The following is a 15,643-nucleotide window of genomic DNA, read 5'->3' as shown; positions in this document are numbered from 1 at the left end:
TGCGCTGCCGGAACGTCAAGTTGCGCTGCGCAGCGCGCCCCATGTGTCGTGTGCCACGATGCCGTCGGCTTTCAGCCCCCGGTCGGCCTGGAAGGTCCGGACTGCGGTTTCCGTATCGGATCCGAACTCGCCGTCCACGCCGGTGCTTCCCACGCTGTATCCGCGCTTGGTGAGCATGCACTGAACCTGCTCTACGCGTTTGCCGCTGTCGCCTAGGCGTGTGCGTCCGTTGCCGGAGTAGTACGTGCAGTCGGAGAGCCAGGGAGCGGTGTCGGCGTCGGTGGACGGGCTGTCGGCGGACGGTGCGGGGGAGAGGGAGGCGTCCGGCGTAGTACCCGGGGCAGAGGCCTCGTCGTGCTGATCGTCGGCTGAGCCTGATGCGCCGGTCCGCGGGGCGGAGCCGGCCCTGCTCCCGCGCTCTTCGACTGCGACGCCGTCGACGTTCGGGCGGGGCTGTCCGTTCGTGCTGGGGGACACCTGGGCGCTGGAGCCGCCACCGGGCGCGGTGCCGATGGCCTCTGTGGCACCGCCTTTCGCGGAGTCGGTGGAGGGAGGGTCCTGGCGTGTGAGCAGTACGGCCACGGCGACAATGGCGCAGGCCGAGATGCTTGCCACGGCGATCAGCCACGGCTTGCTCCGGGCCAGGGCAGGCGCTCTCGCCGGGACGCCCTCGCCCTTGACCGGGGGCTCCATGACAGGTGGAGCAGGCTGAGGCACCTGCGCGGACGGGACCGGCGGCAGATCACCCGGAGACCCTGAGCGGGGCGTGCCTGCGACAGGCACGCGGTGCAGCGCCTCGTACGCCCGCTGTCGGGCCAGCACCTTGCCGCCCAAAGGCTCGGGCCAGGTGGACAGGACGGCGCGCGCTCCGGCCGCGTCGATGAGCTCCTGTGGGGTGGGCCGCCGCTCGGGCTCCTTGGCCAGGCACGCGGTCAGCAGTGAACCGAGGTCCGCGTCCGCCGTCGAGATCTGACCGATCACCTCGGGACGGGGGTCCTCGAACGCCACCCGGTGCATCACGTCGACGCCGGTTCCGTCGCCGAACGGCGCCCGTCCTGTTGCCGCGTAGACCAGCGTCCCAGCGAGCGAGAACACGTCCGACGCCGTGTCGGACCGCCCCTCCCTCAGATGCTCGGGCGACATGTAGGCGGGAGTCCCCACCCGGTTTCCGGTACCGGTGATCGCACTCGCGTCTGCGGCCTTCGCTATACCGAAGTCGATCAGGTGCGCGCCCCGGACGGACAGCAGTACGTTGGACGGCTTCAGGTCCCGGTGGACGATTCCCTCGTCGGTGAGGTCCGCCAGTGCCTGCCCCAGCTCTGCCACCAGCCGCCAGACCGCGACCGGCTCCAGGGCGCCGTCCTCCTGTACGGCCTCCGCCAGATCGAAGCCGGGGAGGTACTCGGTGGCCATCCACAGCAGCTCGTCGTCGAAGCCCGTGCCGGACAGTCGTGCAGTGTGCGGTGTACGCAGACGGGCGTGCACCGACGCCTCCCGCTCGAACCGGCGCCGGAACCTGGGATCCTCGGAGTATTCCGGCCTGATCACCTTGACCGCGACCAGACCGGGGCTGTCGTCCAGAGGACGGGCCAGAAAGACCCGTCCCATGCCACCACTGCCGAGCAGTGCCATCGGCGCATAGGGGCCGACGCGCCTTGGGTCGCCGACCCGCAGTGGAGAGGCACCGGTCTGCCGCAGCGCGGCAGCCGCATCGTCCGTCGGCACCGGCCGCTCTGCTAACAAGAAATCCCCCGAAGTCACGTTCGACGCACGTCAGTTCACGCGAGTGGAAGACGAGGTTAACTCCAGCCCGTGCGTGTGTTCAGGGAATCGGTTACTTCTGTCGCGCGGGTCACGGGACGCGGAGATCGCGGGCGCGGCAGATCCCCCTTTGACGATTACGGGGTGCCCGTGCCCGCCGCCTGCCACCGGACCGAACTCTTGGAAACTGCCCCCTATATGACGGCCCTTACGCTCGCGCTGCCGCGCCGGTACACATCCTCGGATGCCGCCGCCGGCCGCGGCGACCCGCGTGATGTACCTGGGGCCGCCGGGATGCCGGTCAAGCCCACTCTGGAGGACGCCGTCGTCCTCGGCGATTCCATCAGGGGCCCGTCACATGGGGAGCGAGAACAGCCGCACTGGTCCCGAGGGCCAGCGGACGTCGTCGCGCAGGGGCGTCACCATCGTCCGCAGCGGCATGGTCGCCAGTCGGCCTTCGGGCTGTTCGACGAGTACGTCCGTGTCGAGCGGGTGCCATCCCAGGCGCTGGTAGAGCGGCACGAGGGGAGGTCGGCAGAACAGGAGTGCGTGCTGAGGACCCATCGTGCGGGCGTGCTCCAGGGCAGCAGTGACGACGAGCCGAGCCAGGCCCTGACCTTGCATGTCGGGTGCGACGGCGACTCCGCCGACGCCCACCACCTCTGTCTCGGTGTCGCCGATCGCGACAGGCAGTCGCAGCAGGCCGGAGTGTGCCACGAGCCGACCGTCGCGCCTGATGCCGAAGTGATCTTCTTTCGGCCGCCAGGTCAGACCTGTCCAGGCGACACCGAAGGGGTCATCGCTGGTGCCCAGGATCTCCTCCTGGTCCGCCTTCGTGTACTGGGCAAGTCGCACCACAGTCGGTGCCACGGAGGATGAGTTCTCAGGCATCCCCACATGATGATCTCTCCGGCGAGCACGGGCCAAGTGATTCCACACCTCAGGTGGGTTTGGCTTGCAATGGAACCTTTGCGCCGAGTGCTTCGGTGTGACTGGTCCCGGCGGCCGGAACCGGGACGGCGCTGATCGGGGCCTGGGCGAGCGGTTTTCGGGAGCGGTGTCAGAGCGAGCGCCTGTGTCAGCAGCCGACCCGCCGCAGGAGGGGACTCCCGGGTGCGAAATACTCTCCGGATGAGTTCACGCACTTCCCCGGTCAGCCAGCCGATCACGATACGGAGGGCTGTCGCGCGGGATGCCAAGCGGCTCACTCGGCTGGTGCGTGGTTCAAGCGCTTACGAGGGTAAGTACGCAGCCGCAGTCGCGGGCTACCGGGTCGGTCCTGACTACATCGAGGCACACCGCGCCTTCGTGGCCGTCGGCGCCGACGAGTACGGAGGCCGGGTCCTCGGGTTCTACTCGCTCGTCCTCGATCCACCGGAGCTCGACCTGCTGTTCGTCGCAGACGACGTGCAAGGGCGGGGTATTGGACGACGGCTCGTCGCGCACATGGAGTCCGAGGCCCGTGCCGCCGGGCTCGACCGTCTCAAGGTCGTGTCGCATCTTCCCGCCGAGGACTTCTACCACCGCGTCGGCGCGGTGCGGACCGGGACCGTGTTCGCGAATCCGCCCGCCGTACCGTGGGACCGTCCCGAATTCGAGTTTCGCATTTCATGAGCCAGCTGTTGGCGCCAGGGACGAGGCACGGTTCCCGGAGCGCGTGCGGGCGTGGTCATGGACGGTCCAGGCATGCGTCAGTTAGCCGGGAGGCCGACTGCCAGGGTCAGTTCAAGGACTCGGTGTGGTGTGGCGAGGTCGGGAAACAGTTCCCGCAGTTGTGACATGCGGTATCGGACTGTCTGGGGGTGGATGAACAACGCTGCTGCGACCTCGTCCCGCCTGCCCTGGTGCAGCAGCCATGCCCGCAATGTCTTCTCCAGCCGCCGTGCGGTCGCGTCGGGCAGGGCCCGCAGCGGTGCGAGGGCTCGGGCACGCAGGTCCGCCAACGCCTCCGCGTCGGCACTCAGCACCAGCTCGGGCAGGTGGTCCTCGGTGTCGCGGATATCGCGGGAGAGGGAGCGCGCGCGTGCGGCGCGTGCGTATGAGGCGGATGCGCGGGTCCATGGCCGGGGCGGACCGACCACGGCGGAGCGGTCGGTCAGCTGCCGCAGGAGGTGTGATCGGTCGGCATCGGGCACGAGCAGCACACCGGTGGCATCCGGCAGATCGTCGAGGACGAGGGTGCTCGGGTCGAGCGCGCGGTAGGCAGGCCGGGCCTGGTCGGCTGGCAGCAGGACCGCGGTCAGCGAAACCGGGGGCTGCCACGCGGCCCGTTGAGCAGAGGCCCACACCACGTCCGGGCTCGCCCCGGCGAGGAGGTCGCGGGCCAGCTGTTCCAGGTGGCGCTCTTGGGCCCTGCCCCGGGCGGCCAGTTCGTCGGCGTGGCCCGCGGCGCTCGCCGCGGAGAGCTCGTCGATGTAGGCGAAGGTCAGCTCGGCGAACTTGGCGACCTCGGCGGCGGGCAGGCCTGCCGGTACGGCACCCGCTGCCAGGCAGCGCCAGGCCACGCGGGCGCCGACACGGTAGGCGCTGAGCAGGGCGTCCATCGAACGGCCGTCGCGCACCTCGCCGCGGCCCAGCTCATAGGCCGCGTCACCGGCATCGCCGCCTGTGGCCTGCCCGCTCGCGAGGTCCAGGTAGTGCCCCAGAGCGGTGCGGACGGCTCGGCGGATGGTGGCGCCCATGTGGCCCGTGAGGGCGTTGGCGTAGGGAGGGACCTCGTCGATGATCGCCTGGACGACCTCGTCGGCGGTGGTCTTCAGCGCGGCCCGAAGCGCGGTGACCGTCGTCTCATCCAGGGCCAGTTCGCTGACCCTCCGCATTGCATGGCTCACGTTTTGTTCCCTGCGAACAATTCAACCGACCAGATTCACGTCCTGTGGTCAGGACTTTACGCCCTGAGGCACAGCAAGCTGGAATCATGACGAGTACAGCCCTCCGGAGCAGGGCGTGGAAACTGCTCGAGATGGTCACGACGCCTCTGCTGCCGTCGGACTACCTCGACCTGATCAGCCCACTACGCGCGGGCGCCGACCTGCGGGGGCGCATCGAGGCCGTCCACCCCGAGACGGGTGACGCCGCGACCATCGTGATCAGACCAGGACGAGGCTGGCGTGGCCACACGCCCGGCCAATACGTGCGGATCGGCGTCGACGTCGACGGGGTGCGCCTGTGGCGTGCCTACTCCCTCACCTCGCCGACAAACCGCCCGGACGGCCGCGTCACGATCACCGTGAAGGCGATCCCCGACGGCAAGGTCAGCAACCACCTGGTCCGCAGGGCCAAACCGGGCACGCTGATCCAGCTCGACCAGCCGACCGGTGACTTCGTGCTGCCGCAGGCCAAGCCCGCCAAAGTGCTCTACCTGACGGCCGGCAGCGGCATCACACCCGTGATGGGCATGCTGCGCAACACCGAGTTCGACGACGTCGTCATGGTCCACAGCGCGCCACAGCCGCACGACGTGATCTTCCGCAGCGAACTGCACGACCTGGTCGCGGACAACAAGCTGCGGCTGACCGAGGTGCACACCGACACGGACGGCATGCTCGACATCGCCCGCCTCGACGAACTCGTGCCCGACTGGGCCGAGCGCGAGACCTGGGCCTGCGGGCCCGCAGGCCTGCTCGACGCCGCAGAAAAGCACTGGAGCGAGCACGGCGTCCCAGAGCGCCTGCACACCGAACGCTTCCGCCCCAGCATCGTCGCCACCGGCGACGGCGGCGAGGTCACGTTCAGCACCACCGGCACGACCGTCGCCGCGGACGGCGCCACACCGTTGCTGGACATCGGTGAGGAAGCCGGCGTGCTCATGCCCTCCGGGTGCCGTATGGGCATCTGCTTCGGCTGCGTCACGCCGCTCAAGGCGGGCGCCGTCCGCGACCTGCGCACCGGCGAGATCACCGAGGCCGAGCCGGGCGTCCTCATCCAGACCTGCGTGTCCGCCGCCGCGGGCCCCTGCGACATCGAACGGTAGGAGCACCTTGACCGCCATCGACCCCACCGCCCACCTGACCGCGGAGCAGATCGAGGAGCTCGGCCGCGAGCTGGACGCGATCCGCGACGAGGTGATCGCCGGCCGCGGCGAGAAAGACGCCGCCTACATCCGTAAGGTCATCTCCGCCCAGCGCAAGCTGGAGCTGGTCAGCAGGGGCGTACTGCTGTTCTCGATGTTCCCGCCCGCGTGGCTGCTCGGCACCGCCGGACTGTCCGTGGCGAAGATCATGGACAACATGGAGATCGGCCACAACATCCTGCACGGCCAGTGGGACTGGATGCGCGACCCGAAGATCCACTCCACCACCTGGGAGTGGGACCACGTCTCGCCGGCCGACCAGTGGAAGCACTCCCACAACGAGCTCCACCACACGTACACCAACGTGATCGGCAAGGACAACGACCTCGGCTACGGCATCATGCGCGTCGACGAGGACCAGAAGTGGTACCCCTTCCACCTCGGCCAGCCGCTGTGGAACTTCCTCAACGCCTGCTTCTTCGAGTACGGCATCGCGGCGTACGACCTGGAGCTCGGCAAGAACCTGCAAAAGCGCCGCCGCAACAATCCGGAATTCCGCGAGCGGGCCAAGGCCGTGGGCCGCAAGATCCGCAAGCAGGTGCTCAAGGACTACGTGATCCACCCGCTGCTGTCGGGCCCGTCGTTCCTGCCCACGCTGGCCGCCACGTTCACCGCGAACCTGGTTCGCAACCTCTGGTCCCACTCGGTGATCATGTGCGGGCACTTCCCCGAGGGCGTGCAGGTCTTCGAGCGCCGGTCGATCAAGGGCGAGACGCGCGGCCAGTGGTACCTGCGCCAGATGATGGGCTCGGCGAACATCAGCGGCAGCAAGGCCATGCACTTCATGACCGGCAACCTGTCGCACCAGATCGAACACCACCTCTTCCCGGACCTGCCGAGCAACCGGTACGCCGAGGTCGCGGTGAAGGTGCGCGCGCTGTTCGAAAAGTACGAGCTGGAGTACGTCACCGGGCCGCTGCCCAAGCAGGTGTTCTCCGCGTGGCGCAAGGTCTTCCGCCTCTCGCTGCCGAACAAGAAGACCACCGACGTCAGGATGCCGGACCGCGAGAAGGAACTCGTCGCGGCCTGATTCCCGGTTGGCAGGGCGGGGCCATTGGGGCCCCGCCACGCTTTCCGTGAGGGCGATCATGCTGGCGTGCGCCGGTGACATGCAGTCATGTCGCCGGGATCCTGGCTGACGGGTGCGGGCTTGATCGAGAGGCTGATTCCGCATCTGGAAGCGGTGGGCGTGGCGCACCGGGTGCCCCCAGAAGGCGTGTGACGTGTGATGTCGCGCCCCCGGGACGAGCTGGTGTACGCCTTGCCGGCATGGTCTCGGCGGGCGCACATACGAGCGCCGACGCGCCAGTGGCGGCCGCGGCAAAGTGATCGAACTGCTGCTGGCGGCGGTGACGGCCTGCTGGGTGCGGGAGCGGATCGCCGGCGGTCACGTGATTCCCCAGGTGGTGGTCGTGGTGGCGTTCGCGCACCGGGAGTCACGTGATCAGCTGACAAGTATTCTGCGGCCATGTCTGATCCCGTCCCCTTCGCCATGCCCACCCGTTTCGACGGAGGCCGAGATCGTGTCGCGGTGGTCGTTCCAGGTGTCGGTTACTCGCCTGCCCGGCCGCTACTGCACTTCGCCCGGAGCGTCCTGCTCCAGCATGGCTGGACGGTCCAGGAACTGTGGTGGCAGATCCCCGATGGGTTCGCGCAGTTCACGGTGGACGACCGGATCGCATGGGTGGAACGGCAGGTCACCGGGGCCATCGAAGCCGAGGCGGGGGCTTGTCGGCTCGTCGTCGGCAAGTCCCTGGGCTCTCTCGCCTGCGGCATCACAGCCGACAGGAACATCCCGGCAGCCTGGTTGACCCCTGTCCTGACCATCGACCACGTTGCCGCCGCTCTCCGGCGAACCATGGAGCCGACCCTCCTCATCGGCGGAAGCGCCGACAATCTCTGGGATTCACGCATTGCTGCGGCCCTGCGACACGATGTCCTGGAAGTGCCCTCGGCGGACCATGGCTTGGAGCTTGCTGACGATGCCGCAGGATCGGTCGAGGTCCTGCGGCAAGTCGTCTCTCGGCTGGACCGCTTCATCGGCTCGCTCGACCGCTGAGGGCCTGTAACAAGATCGGCTCGGGGAAGGGGGATACCAGTCGCCGGGCGCCCTGTTGCTGGTGATGATCCGGGACCCGCCCTGTCGTACGAATCACGCGCGGATCAAGCTCCGGGCCGAACTCCGTCTCCGCGGCTACCTGGTGGATTCCTGCGTCGGAGGAGAGATGAAAAGGGCACACCGGATGCGCCGTTGACAGCCGCACGGGCGGCGAGCCTCACCGCGGTCAGCGAGCCGTGGCTGTCCTGCGACGATTGCTTCGACCAGATGGGCGGCTGCGTCGAGACACTTCTTCATGAGAGTCGCGGACTCGACGCACCGACACGTGTGCATCTCGCCGGATACCCCGCATGTCACGCTGAAGTCGAGACACTCATCGTGCCGGCAGCGGCCGGGCACGGCATGGGTGCCGACCAGGCGCTTGGCGTGTTCCGCTCCCGTTTGTGCCATCCGTCCGACGCACGGACGAAGCGGAGCACCGTCCTCGCCCGACTGCTCAGGGGGCACCGGAACACTGCCTGAGGGGCCCGGAGTGTTCGGCCGGCACGGCTGCGGGCCCTCGTCACCGCCGCGGGCCCGTACGAGGTGCAGGTACGAACCGTTGAGGTGCCCGTCGCGCCGACGTACGGGAGCTTCAGGCCCCGGCGGCGGTGACGATGGCGTCGGTGGCGAAGCCGAGGACGAGGCCCAGCAGGATGCACCAGGTGGTCAGGGTCTTCAGCGCGGCCTTCCGGGCGACGGCCAGCAGCTCGATGACGACGTAGAGGATCGACCCCGCGGCCAGCCCCAGGAAGGCGATCGACACGGTTTCGTTGACCAAGTGCTGGCCGATCACGGTGCCGAGGAAGGTCGGGCCGCCGCCGATCAGGCCGAGCAGCAGCAGCGTGGCCCAGGAGGGGCGTTCACCCTCGGCGGCCAGCGGGGCGACGATGCCGAACCCTTCGGTGGCGTTGTGCAGGCCGAAGCCGATGACGAGGAGTACGGCGAGGGAGAGTTCGCCCTGGGCTGCGGAGTTGCCGATGGCCAGGCCCTCGGCGAAGTTGTGCAGGCCGATGCCGGTGGCGATCATCAGTGCGAGCGAGCCCGCCTGGCTGCGGACCCTGGGGGCCAGCTCGGCGGATGCGGCGGCACCGGGGCCGACGGACCGGGCTGCGGAGGCCGCGCGGCGGGCAATCCAGCCGTCGTAGTACACCAGGCTCATCAGCCCGACTCCGAGGCCCACGGCGAGGGTGAGGCCCCCGGAGGTCACGGTGCCCCAGTCGTGCTTGCCCAGCGCCTCGTCGACCGGCTCCCAGGCGTGTGTCAGGACGTCCCAGACCAGGAAGATCAGGATGCCGATGGCGACGGCGTTCAGACCTGCGCGCAGCCGGGGGCTCGGGTTGCGCAGTCGGCCGAGGGGCAGGCCGAGGTAGATGGTGAACCCTGCGATGGCGCCGAGCAGGGCTACCTGGGAACTGGACATGAGGGGGGACTCCAGTTGGACGAGCGGAGAAGTTACCTCCTGAAACTAGATGAGGCAAGCCTTACCTAATAGATCTCTGTGGGTTGATTTTGAGAAGTCTTGGCCAATTCCTTGCGCTCCAGCACTGCCGGAGGTGACACCGCCCGCGGGGCGTCCTGCCGCGGTGGTTGATCTGCGTCAGGTCGCCGCACTCGCTGATGAAGTCGGTGAGGCTTGCGGAGTCGGCCCGGACCGTGAACAGCCGGGCGCCCTGGTCGGACATCTTGTCCAGTTCTTCGGCCGCGCGGTCGAGGCGGGCACCGTCGCGGCCGGTGATGACGATAGCGGCGCCGGCTTCCAGGAGCAGACGCGCGGTGGCCAGGCCCATCCCGCTGGTTTCGCCGATGATCAGGACGCCCCGGTTGTGGAAGCTGGTCACATCGCTGTTGCTGTCGGTCATGACCACAGCCCCGCCACCAACCCTTGGGCCAACCAGGCCCAAAACAACTTGGGTCTCCCACAGGATGTCCAACGATGCGACGCGCACCACCCGGCCCTGCACGTCCACCCCCGAAGGGCTTCCGGAGCCGACCACTCGGTCGTCCGGCAAACGTGCTCTTGTCATGACACGTCAGGGCAGCGGACCCTTGCGGCAGGCAGAGCGGTACGCGTACCGGACGTCGGATCCCCGACGGCCCTGAGGCGGCTCAGGAGGCTCCCGGATGTCGGTTCCACCGGAGTGCGGCGTTGATGGTGCTGCCGTCACCGAACACCACGCGGAGGCGCTGGTCGAGGGAATCAGCTTCAAGGCAGGCCCGCCGCGCAGCGTCGGCGTAGAAGTGGAATGGCTCGTCCACAGGGAGCGTGCGCCGCACGACTCCGTAGGCCGCGAAGAGCTGGAAGCGGCCCACGCCGTATTGCGGGCCCTGCCGCTGACATCGGGCCTGAGCGTCGAGCCCGGCGGGCAGGTGGAGCTGAGTTCGCGGCCTGCCCCGTCGCTGACCCGATGCGTTTCGGAGGTGTCCGCCGATCTCGAGGCGGTGCGTACCGCGCTGCGCGAGCTCGGCCTGACACTGGCGGGCATGGGCGTCGATCTGTGGAATCCGCCCCGCCGGTTTCTGCGAGAGCCGCGCTACGACGCGATGGAGGCGTGTCTGGACCGTACGGGTCCGGCGGGTCGGATCCTGATGTGCAGCTCGGCCTCCGTCCAGGTGTGTCTCGATGCCGGACGGGAGGAACCCGGCGTGATGGGGTTCGCGCGCCGCTGGTGGCTGGCACACCACCTCGGTGCGGTCCTGGTGGCGGCGTTCGCGAACTCGCCCATGGCCGAAGGCCGGGCCACGGGCTGGCTGTCGACACGGCAACAGATGTGGACGGAACTCGACCCGGGACGGGCCGGTGGGCCGTTGCTGTCCCGGGACCCGCGCCGCGCCTGGGGCCGGCGGGTCCTCGACGCACCGCTGATGTGCATACGGCGGGACGGCCCCTGGGAGGTGCCGGACGGAGTGAGCTTCCGCGAATGGACCCGCTCGCGCAGCATGCGCCCCCCGACCCACGCGGACCTCGACTATCACATCAGCACGCTGTTTCCGCCCGTCAGGCCGCGCGGACACCTGGAACTGCGGATGATCGACGCGCAGCCCGGCGAGGACGGGTGGATCGTTCCGCTCGCGGTGGTCACGGCCCTGTTCGACGACCCGACTGCCGCCACGCTCGCGAACCGGGCGGTGGAACCGCTGGCCGAGCGGGCCGCCGGAGCTCCCCCGCCGCACAATCCGCTGTGGACGGACGCGGCGCGCCACGGCCTCGCCGACCCGCAGCTGAAGCGCGCCGCCGTGACCTGTTTCGCCGCGGCACTGGACGCCCTGCCCCGACTGGGGGCGAGCACCAGGGTCGTGGACGCCGTCGCGGTCTACGCCGACCGCTACGTCCACCGCGGCCGCTGCCCGGCGGACGACGTGCTTGATCGGGGCCCGTCCGTACGGCCCCCGGCCCGACGGTGACACGTACGAACCGCGCTGCCGTGATCGCGGTGCGGCGGGGGCGGCTTGGAGCGGAATGGCGAAGAGCATGATCTAGCGCGGGACCCCGGGCGTTCGCGCCCGGGAGGTAGCGGTTCTCAAGATAGGGGTGACCCGTACGGGCGCACGAGTCTGCACTGTTGCCCTCAGCCGGGTCGCTTCTGGTTCTCGATGTGCTCCTTGATGATCGCCAGCGGTGCGCCGCCGCAGGATGCGGCGAAGTAGCACGGGGGCCAGAAGTGGTCGCCCCGCAGGTCCTTGCGGATGTGGCCGGGGAACTCCTGGCGGAGCCTGCAGGCGGACACCCTCTTGAGGGAGCCGACCAACCGCGAGACGGCGGTCGTGGGCGGGTAGAGCACGAGTAGGTGGACGTGATCGCCTTCGCCGTTGAACTCCACCAGCTCGGTTTCGAAGTCGGCGCATAAAGAAGGTGCGTGACGCCTACACCACCTTGAGGGCGAACATCCGGGCAGGAAATCTCGGCAAGCCGAAGTCGACACGCCGCTGCAAGGCGGAGTCCAAGCCGATCACGTTCCGTCCCGATGCCGCACAGCCGCATGACGACCGGTGTTTGAGCTGGCAGTACGACCGGCGGACGGTCTCGATCCGGACCACCGAAGGCCGGCTGAAGGGCGTGCGGTTCGTGTGCTCGGCTAACGCGCTCAAGGTGCTCCAGCAGTACAGCAAGGGCGAGTCCGACCTGATCGAGCGCGACGGGGTCTTCTGTCTGATCGCCACGTGCGAGGTGCCCGAGGCCGAGACGTACGAGCCGGACGGTTTCATCGGCGTGGATCTCGGCATCGTCAACATCGCCACCACCTCCACCGGCTACATGGCCGCCGGACGCGCTGTGAACCGGTAGCGCAAGAGGCAGCTTGCCCTGCGGGCCAAGCTCCAGAAGAAGCGCACCAAGTCCGCCAAGCGCCGGTTGAAGGAGCGCTCGCGCCGCGAGGCGCGGCACGTCAAGAACACCAACCACATCTTCGCCAAGACGATCGTGACCGAGGCTGAACGCCCCTCGGCCGGGATCTCCCTGGAAGAACGCAAGGGAATCCGGCAGAGGGCACGGCTCCGCAAGCCCGTGGGGGTACCTCCCACGCCCTTAAGGCAGTGGGGGAGGGTCGCACTCCGCTCCTGGGCCTTCGCCCAGCTCGGAGACTTCATCGTCTACAAGGCCAAGCGGGCAGGAGTGCTCCTGGTCTTCGTCGATTCCGCGTACACGTCCCAGACATGGGCCAGTGCGGCCACATCGACCGTCTCAACCGGATCTCCCAAGCCAAGTTCGTATGCCGGTCGTGCGGCCTCGTTGCGCACGCCGACCGGAACGCTTCCCACGTCCTCGCCCGCAGGGGCGAGGACGCGTGGACTGCGGGGCGTGAGTCACGCGTCCCTGCCACCCCGTAGGGGTGTCTGGACGGAGGAGCCCACCCCAGCAGCCAGTTGGGCGCTACCTCCAAGCCCGGTCCTTTGGGGCCGGGTCACGTTGACTGCCATCAGGAGTGTCTGCTTCCGCGTCAGGGGTGCGTGAGGCAGCCGTGGCGCAGGTGTGCCACGGCGTGCGGGGTCACGTGAGAAAAGAGGGTGGAGAGGGTCAAACGAACGGGCGGCGGGGCCGCCACCGGCCCGGGGAGGGCGGGATCAGCCCGTACACAGACCGCTGGACACCAGCAGCAGATCGACATGGCGCCGGGAGCACGACATGAACGCTGTCGCCATGCCGTCCTCCTGGGTTCTGGCCCGCCTCGGGGGCCGGTGTGAGCGCACTCTCGATCTACGGTGTACGCGAGCTACGAGTTCCGGTGATCAAGCCCTGGCTGGCCGGACGGCCCGGATGCAGGATCATCCGTCGACCCCGGCTGGTGTGGCCCCACCGGCCGTCCGCGTCGCGAGCCACTCGCGCGGATGCCGGCCTGCGACGAATCCCTGGTACGAAGTGGACTGGTCGTAGCCCCGCAATTCCCGGAGGACCGTGGGAAGTTGGGCGATGTTCTCCGGCAGGACTGCCGAGCGTGTCGAGCTCGGCGCCGCTCACGGTGGCATGGTGGCGCCGACCCAGGATCAACGGCGCGCCTTTTCATGCAGCCGCAACGATCCGCCCCGCACCTCGTGTGTGCGGTCGACGACATGTGGGCCTTGCCGCTGATCCGGTGTTGCTGGTTTCCCGGTCAGGCCGGCAGTACGAACGGGGGGTGGGCGCCGTTGAGGAAATAGTCCCCGGCGTCGCGGAACTGGTGGGCGACGGGCCTGTGCAAGGTGTGGGCGCGGGCGTTGCGCCAGAAGCGGTCGAGGCCCAGCCGTGCGGATGCGGAGCGGGAGCCGACGACGTCCAGGGCGCGGCTGGTGGATTCCTGCGCGGCCTTGGAAGCGGCGGCCTCGGCCATCGTCACCTGGACCGAGATGTCGGCGTACTCGTCGTAGGTGAGGTCTTCGCCGCGTGCCAGCCCCCCGTGGACGGCTGCCAGTGCCTGATCGGTGAGTGCGGCGGCGGAGCGGGTGAGGATCGTGAGTTCCCCGTAGGTGGTCAGTACGTGCGGATCCTGGGGAGAACCGTCCGGCCAGGCGGGGTGACAGGACGACCGGCCCGCCCTGCTGTACTCGCGCGCTTCGGCGAGTGCGCCTTCGGCGAGGCCGAGAAGGAGCTGGACGGAGAGGAGACGCCCGATCGGTGAGGCCAGAGCGGCCGACGGTGAAAGGACGTCGTCGTCGGCGGCGAGGGAACCGAGCACGTCGTGGACGGTGACGGGCACGGCGTCGAATTCCACGTCGCCTCCGGCCGCGAGCCGCTGTCCGAAGCCTTCCGCGGCGTCGATCCTCACGCGGGGATGGGCGGGAGTGACGACGACGGCGACTGGTTCGCGGTTGCCGGCCCGCTCGGCCCGCACCGCGAGGCGGTCGGCGACCAGAACTCCGGTGGCGTAGCTCTGCCGGCCATCGAGGACATAGCCTCTCCCCTTCCTGGTCAGGACCAGCGGGAGACCCTGAGCGGCGAGACCTCCTCCCCAGCACCACTGCTCCGTCGCCGACAGCCGTTCGATCCGAGTGGCGAGGTCAGGTTCGGCGAAGGACCGGGCACTCCATGACAGGAAGTAGTGCGTGCCCAGCAGTTGGGCGATGGCGGCGTCGGTGGAGGCGATCTCCCGGACGACTGCGTACGCGGTGGGCCAGTCCGCGCCGCCTCCGCCGAGTTCGGCCGGTATGAGCAGGGTCAGCAGTCCGGATTCACGGAGTCCGGAGACCTCGCCGAAGGGGGCCTTGCCCGCATGTTCCCTGGCCGCCGCGTCCGTGGCGAGGTCGTCCGCCGTCTCACGGGCCACATGCAGCCAGTGGGCGCGGCCGGGCCCACTCCGGTCGGACGCCGGGGCGGGTTGGGTCGGCATGGTGGCAACGCCCATGGTGGGTGGTCTCCTCAAGATTGTCGGTTGGCGTGGTGTATTCATCCGCCGGGAGGACCGGGCATCTATTCCTAGTAATCCGATAGGAATTATAGGGAATGCGCGAACGGCGGGTGTGCCCGGTGGAGTTGGGGTGCTCGGTGTGCGGGCGGAACTGCGAGCGGGCCGTGAGGCGGCAGGCAGTCTGCGAGATGGCCCCTGTCTCAAGAATGACGTGAATAAACCGGGGTGAAACCCTCATTTTCCGCATGGGCTGTGTCGGCATGCGAGACAGTCGTCAACTTGTGTTGTCTTTGTGGAGGTCGCTGCTACTGTTCCCGCCGTGATGCGGACATCCCTGCCGGCGCTGACTCGGCGTCGCGTCGTCGATCTGATGCGTGTGGGCAGCGCCAGCTGTTGCCCCGGCGTCGCCGTGGCCTGCTGCTGAGTCGGACCGACACTCACACGCGCACTCACTCCTCCCGGCCGTGACCCCCACGTGCGCGGGCACGCCAAGGCACCTTCCTCTCCTGACGCGAGGCCCAGAGCAGCAGGAGGCGGCATGGGCGCTGTCACCGCCGTAGCGGATGCCCGTCCGAACGGATCGGTGAGGACCTGGACGTTCGTGACGCCCAGCTCGGCAGCAACGTTGCCCCACTGTCGGGTCAGGCACCAACAGCGCTTGCCGAGAACGTCTCTCTCGCGACCCCGTTGACCGCCCCCGCATTGCCGGTCGCGACGCGGTCTCGGCAGTTCTCGACACCTAAAGGCGAGCCTGGGCGTCGGGGGCACGAGGTCATGCGGACGGGTGCTCGGCGTCATGAGGTCGCCAAGGATCCATTGATGTGTCGCGGCGGCAACCTGGGCGGTCTCACAGGGGCCTGGCGCGCAGCCGGGCCTCGTCGCGCAACATCGCCA

General features: G+C 68.8%; 13 protein-coding genes and 1 pseudogene. 7 read left to right on the top strand and 7 right to left on the bottom strand.

Annotated elements, in window-relative coordinates; all coding sequences use genetic code 11:
- Positions 1 to 15: 15 nt before the first annotated feature.
- Positions 16 to 1,725 carry a protein kinase domain-containing protein gene (locus ACWC1K_RS29930; protein WP_450835923.1) on the bottom strand — a complete coding sequence of 570 codons (1,710 nt, stop codon included), beginning with the start codon at positions 1,723 to 1,725 and terminating at the stop codon, positions 16 to 18.
- A 390-nt stretch (positions 1,726 to 2,115) separates the two neighbouring features.
- Entirely contained in the window at positions 2,116 to 2,652 is a 537-nt protein-coding gene (locus tag ACWC1K_RS29925; RefSeq protein WP_450835921.1) for a GNAT family N-acetyltransferase, read from the bottom strand.
- 240 nt (positions 2,653 to 2,892) lie between these two features.
- On the opposite strand from ACWC1K_RS29925, the gene ACWC1K_RS29920 reads away from it, so the two are divergent.
- Complete coding sequence (locus ACWC1K_RS29920; RefSeq protein WP_450835919.1) at positions 2,893 to 3,375, top strand: GNAT family N-acetyltransferase; 483 nt, start codon at positions 2,893 to 2,895, stop codon at positions 3,373 to 3,375.
- A 77-nt stretch (positions 3,376 to 3,452) separates the two neighbouring features.
- On the opposite strand, the gene ACWC1K_RS29915 is transcribed toward ACWC1K_RS29920, so the two are convergent.
- A complete protein-coding gene (locus tag ACWC1K_RS29915; protein WP_450835917.1) occupies positions 3,453 to 4,592 on the bottom strand; it encodes a helix-turn-helix domain-containing protein in 1,140 nt (379 codons plus the stop codon).
- 86 nt (positions 4,593 to 4,678) lie between these two features.
- Between ACWC1K_RS29915 and ACWC1K_RS29910 the strand changes: the two genes are divergently transcribed.
- From ACWC1K_RS29910 to ACWC1K_RS29900, 3 genes are all read left to right on the top strand, one after another.
- Positions 4,679 to 5,734, top strand: coding sequence for a ferredoxin reductase (locus tag ACWC1K_RS29910; protein WP_450835915.1), 1,056 nt, complete (start codon positions 4,679 to 4,681; stop codon positions 5,732 to 5,734).
- Positions 5,735 to 5,741: 7 nt separating this feature from the next.
- On the top strand, positions 5,742 to 6,863 hold the full coding sequence (locus ACWC1K_RS29905) for a fatty acid desaturase family protein (RefSeq protein ID WP_450835914.1): 1,122 nt from the start codon (positions 5,742 to 5,744) through the stop codon (positions 6,861 to 6,863).
- Between the two features lie 438 nt (positions 6,864 to 7,301).
- Positions 7,302 to 7,892: an alpha/beta hydrolase gene (locus tag ACWC1K_RS29900; RefSeq protein WP_450835912.1), complete on the top strand. Its 591-nt coding sequence runs from the start codon at positions 7,302 to 7,304 to the stop codon at positions 7,890 to 7,892.
- A gap of 634 nt (positions 7,893 to 8,526) precedes the next feature.
- Here ACWC1K_RS29900 and ACWC1K_RS29895 read toward each other — a convergent pair.
- Positions 8,527 to 9,354, bottom strand: a complete 828-nt coding sequence (locus ACWC1K_RS29895) for a ZIP family metal transporter (protein WP_450835910.1) — start codon at positions 9,352 to 9,354, stop codon at positions 8,527 to 8,529.
- 61 nt (positions 9,355 to 9,415) lie between these two features.
- Complete coding sequence (locus tag ACWC1K_RS29890) at positions 9,416 to 9,793, bottom strand: SDR family NAD(P)-dependent oxidoreductase (protein ID WP_450835908.1); 378 nt, start codon at positions 9,791 to 9,793, stop codon at positions 9,416 to 9,418.
- A 262-nt stretch (positions 9,794 to 10,055) separates the two neighbouring features.
- Here ACWC1K_RS29890 and egtA point away from each other — a divergent pair, with 262 nt between their 5' ends.
- Positions 10,056 to 11,336: an ergothioneine biosynthesis glutamate--cysteine ligase EgtA gene (gene egtA / locus ACWC1K_RS29885; RefSeq protein ID WP_450835906.1), complete on the top strand. Its 1,281-nt coding sequence runs from the start codon at positions 10,056 to 10,058 to the stop codon at positions 11,334 to 11,336.
- A 164-nt stretch (positions 11,337 to 11,500) separates the two neighbouring features.
- Here egtA and tnpA read toward each other — a convergent pair.
- Positions 11,501 to 11,776, bottom strand: a pseudogene (gene tnpA / locus ACWC1K_RS29880) (IS200/IS605 family transposase); the annotation flags it as partial.
- 8 nt (positions 11,777 to 11,784) lie between these two features.
- On the opposite strand from tnpA, the gene ACWC1K_RS29875 reads away from it, so the two are divergent.
- Both ACWC1K_RS29875 and ACWC1K_RS29870 read left to right on the top strand, forming a co-directional pair.
- Positions 11,785 to 12,216: a hypothetical protein gene (locus ACWC1K_RS29875; RefSeq protein WP_450836038.1), complete on the top strand. Its 432-nt coding sequence runs from the start codon at positions 11,785 to 11,787 to the stop codon at positions 12,214 to 12,216.
- 135 nt (positions 12,217 to 12,351) lie between these two features.
- Positions 12,352 to 12,882: a zinc ribbon domain-containing protein gene (locus ACWC1K_RS29870; RefSeq protein WP_450836027.1), complete on the top strand. Its 531-nt coding sequence runs from the start codon at positions 12,352 to 12,354 to the stop codon at positions 12,880 to 12,882.
- Positions 12,883 to 13,519: 637 nt separating this feature from the next.
- Here ACWC1K_RS29870 and ACWC1K_RS29865 read toward each other — a convergent pair.
- On the bottom strand, positions 13,520 to 14,746 hold the full coding sequence (locus ACWC1K_RS29865) for an acyl-CoA dehydrogenase family protein (protein WP_450835904.1): 1,227 nt from the start codon (positions 14,744 to 14,746) through the stop codon (positions 13,520 to 13,522).
- Between the last annotated feature and the right edge of the window lie 897 nt (positions 14,747 to 15,643).

It is taken from the genome of Streptomyces sp. NPDC001492 (assembly GCF_053597275.1).
This window is presented reverse-complemented; position numbering and strand designations above follow the sequence as displayed.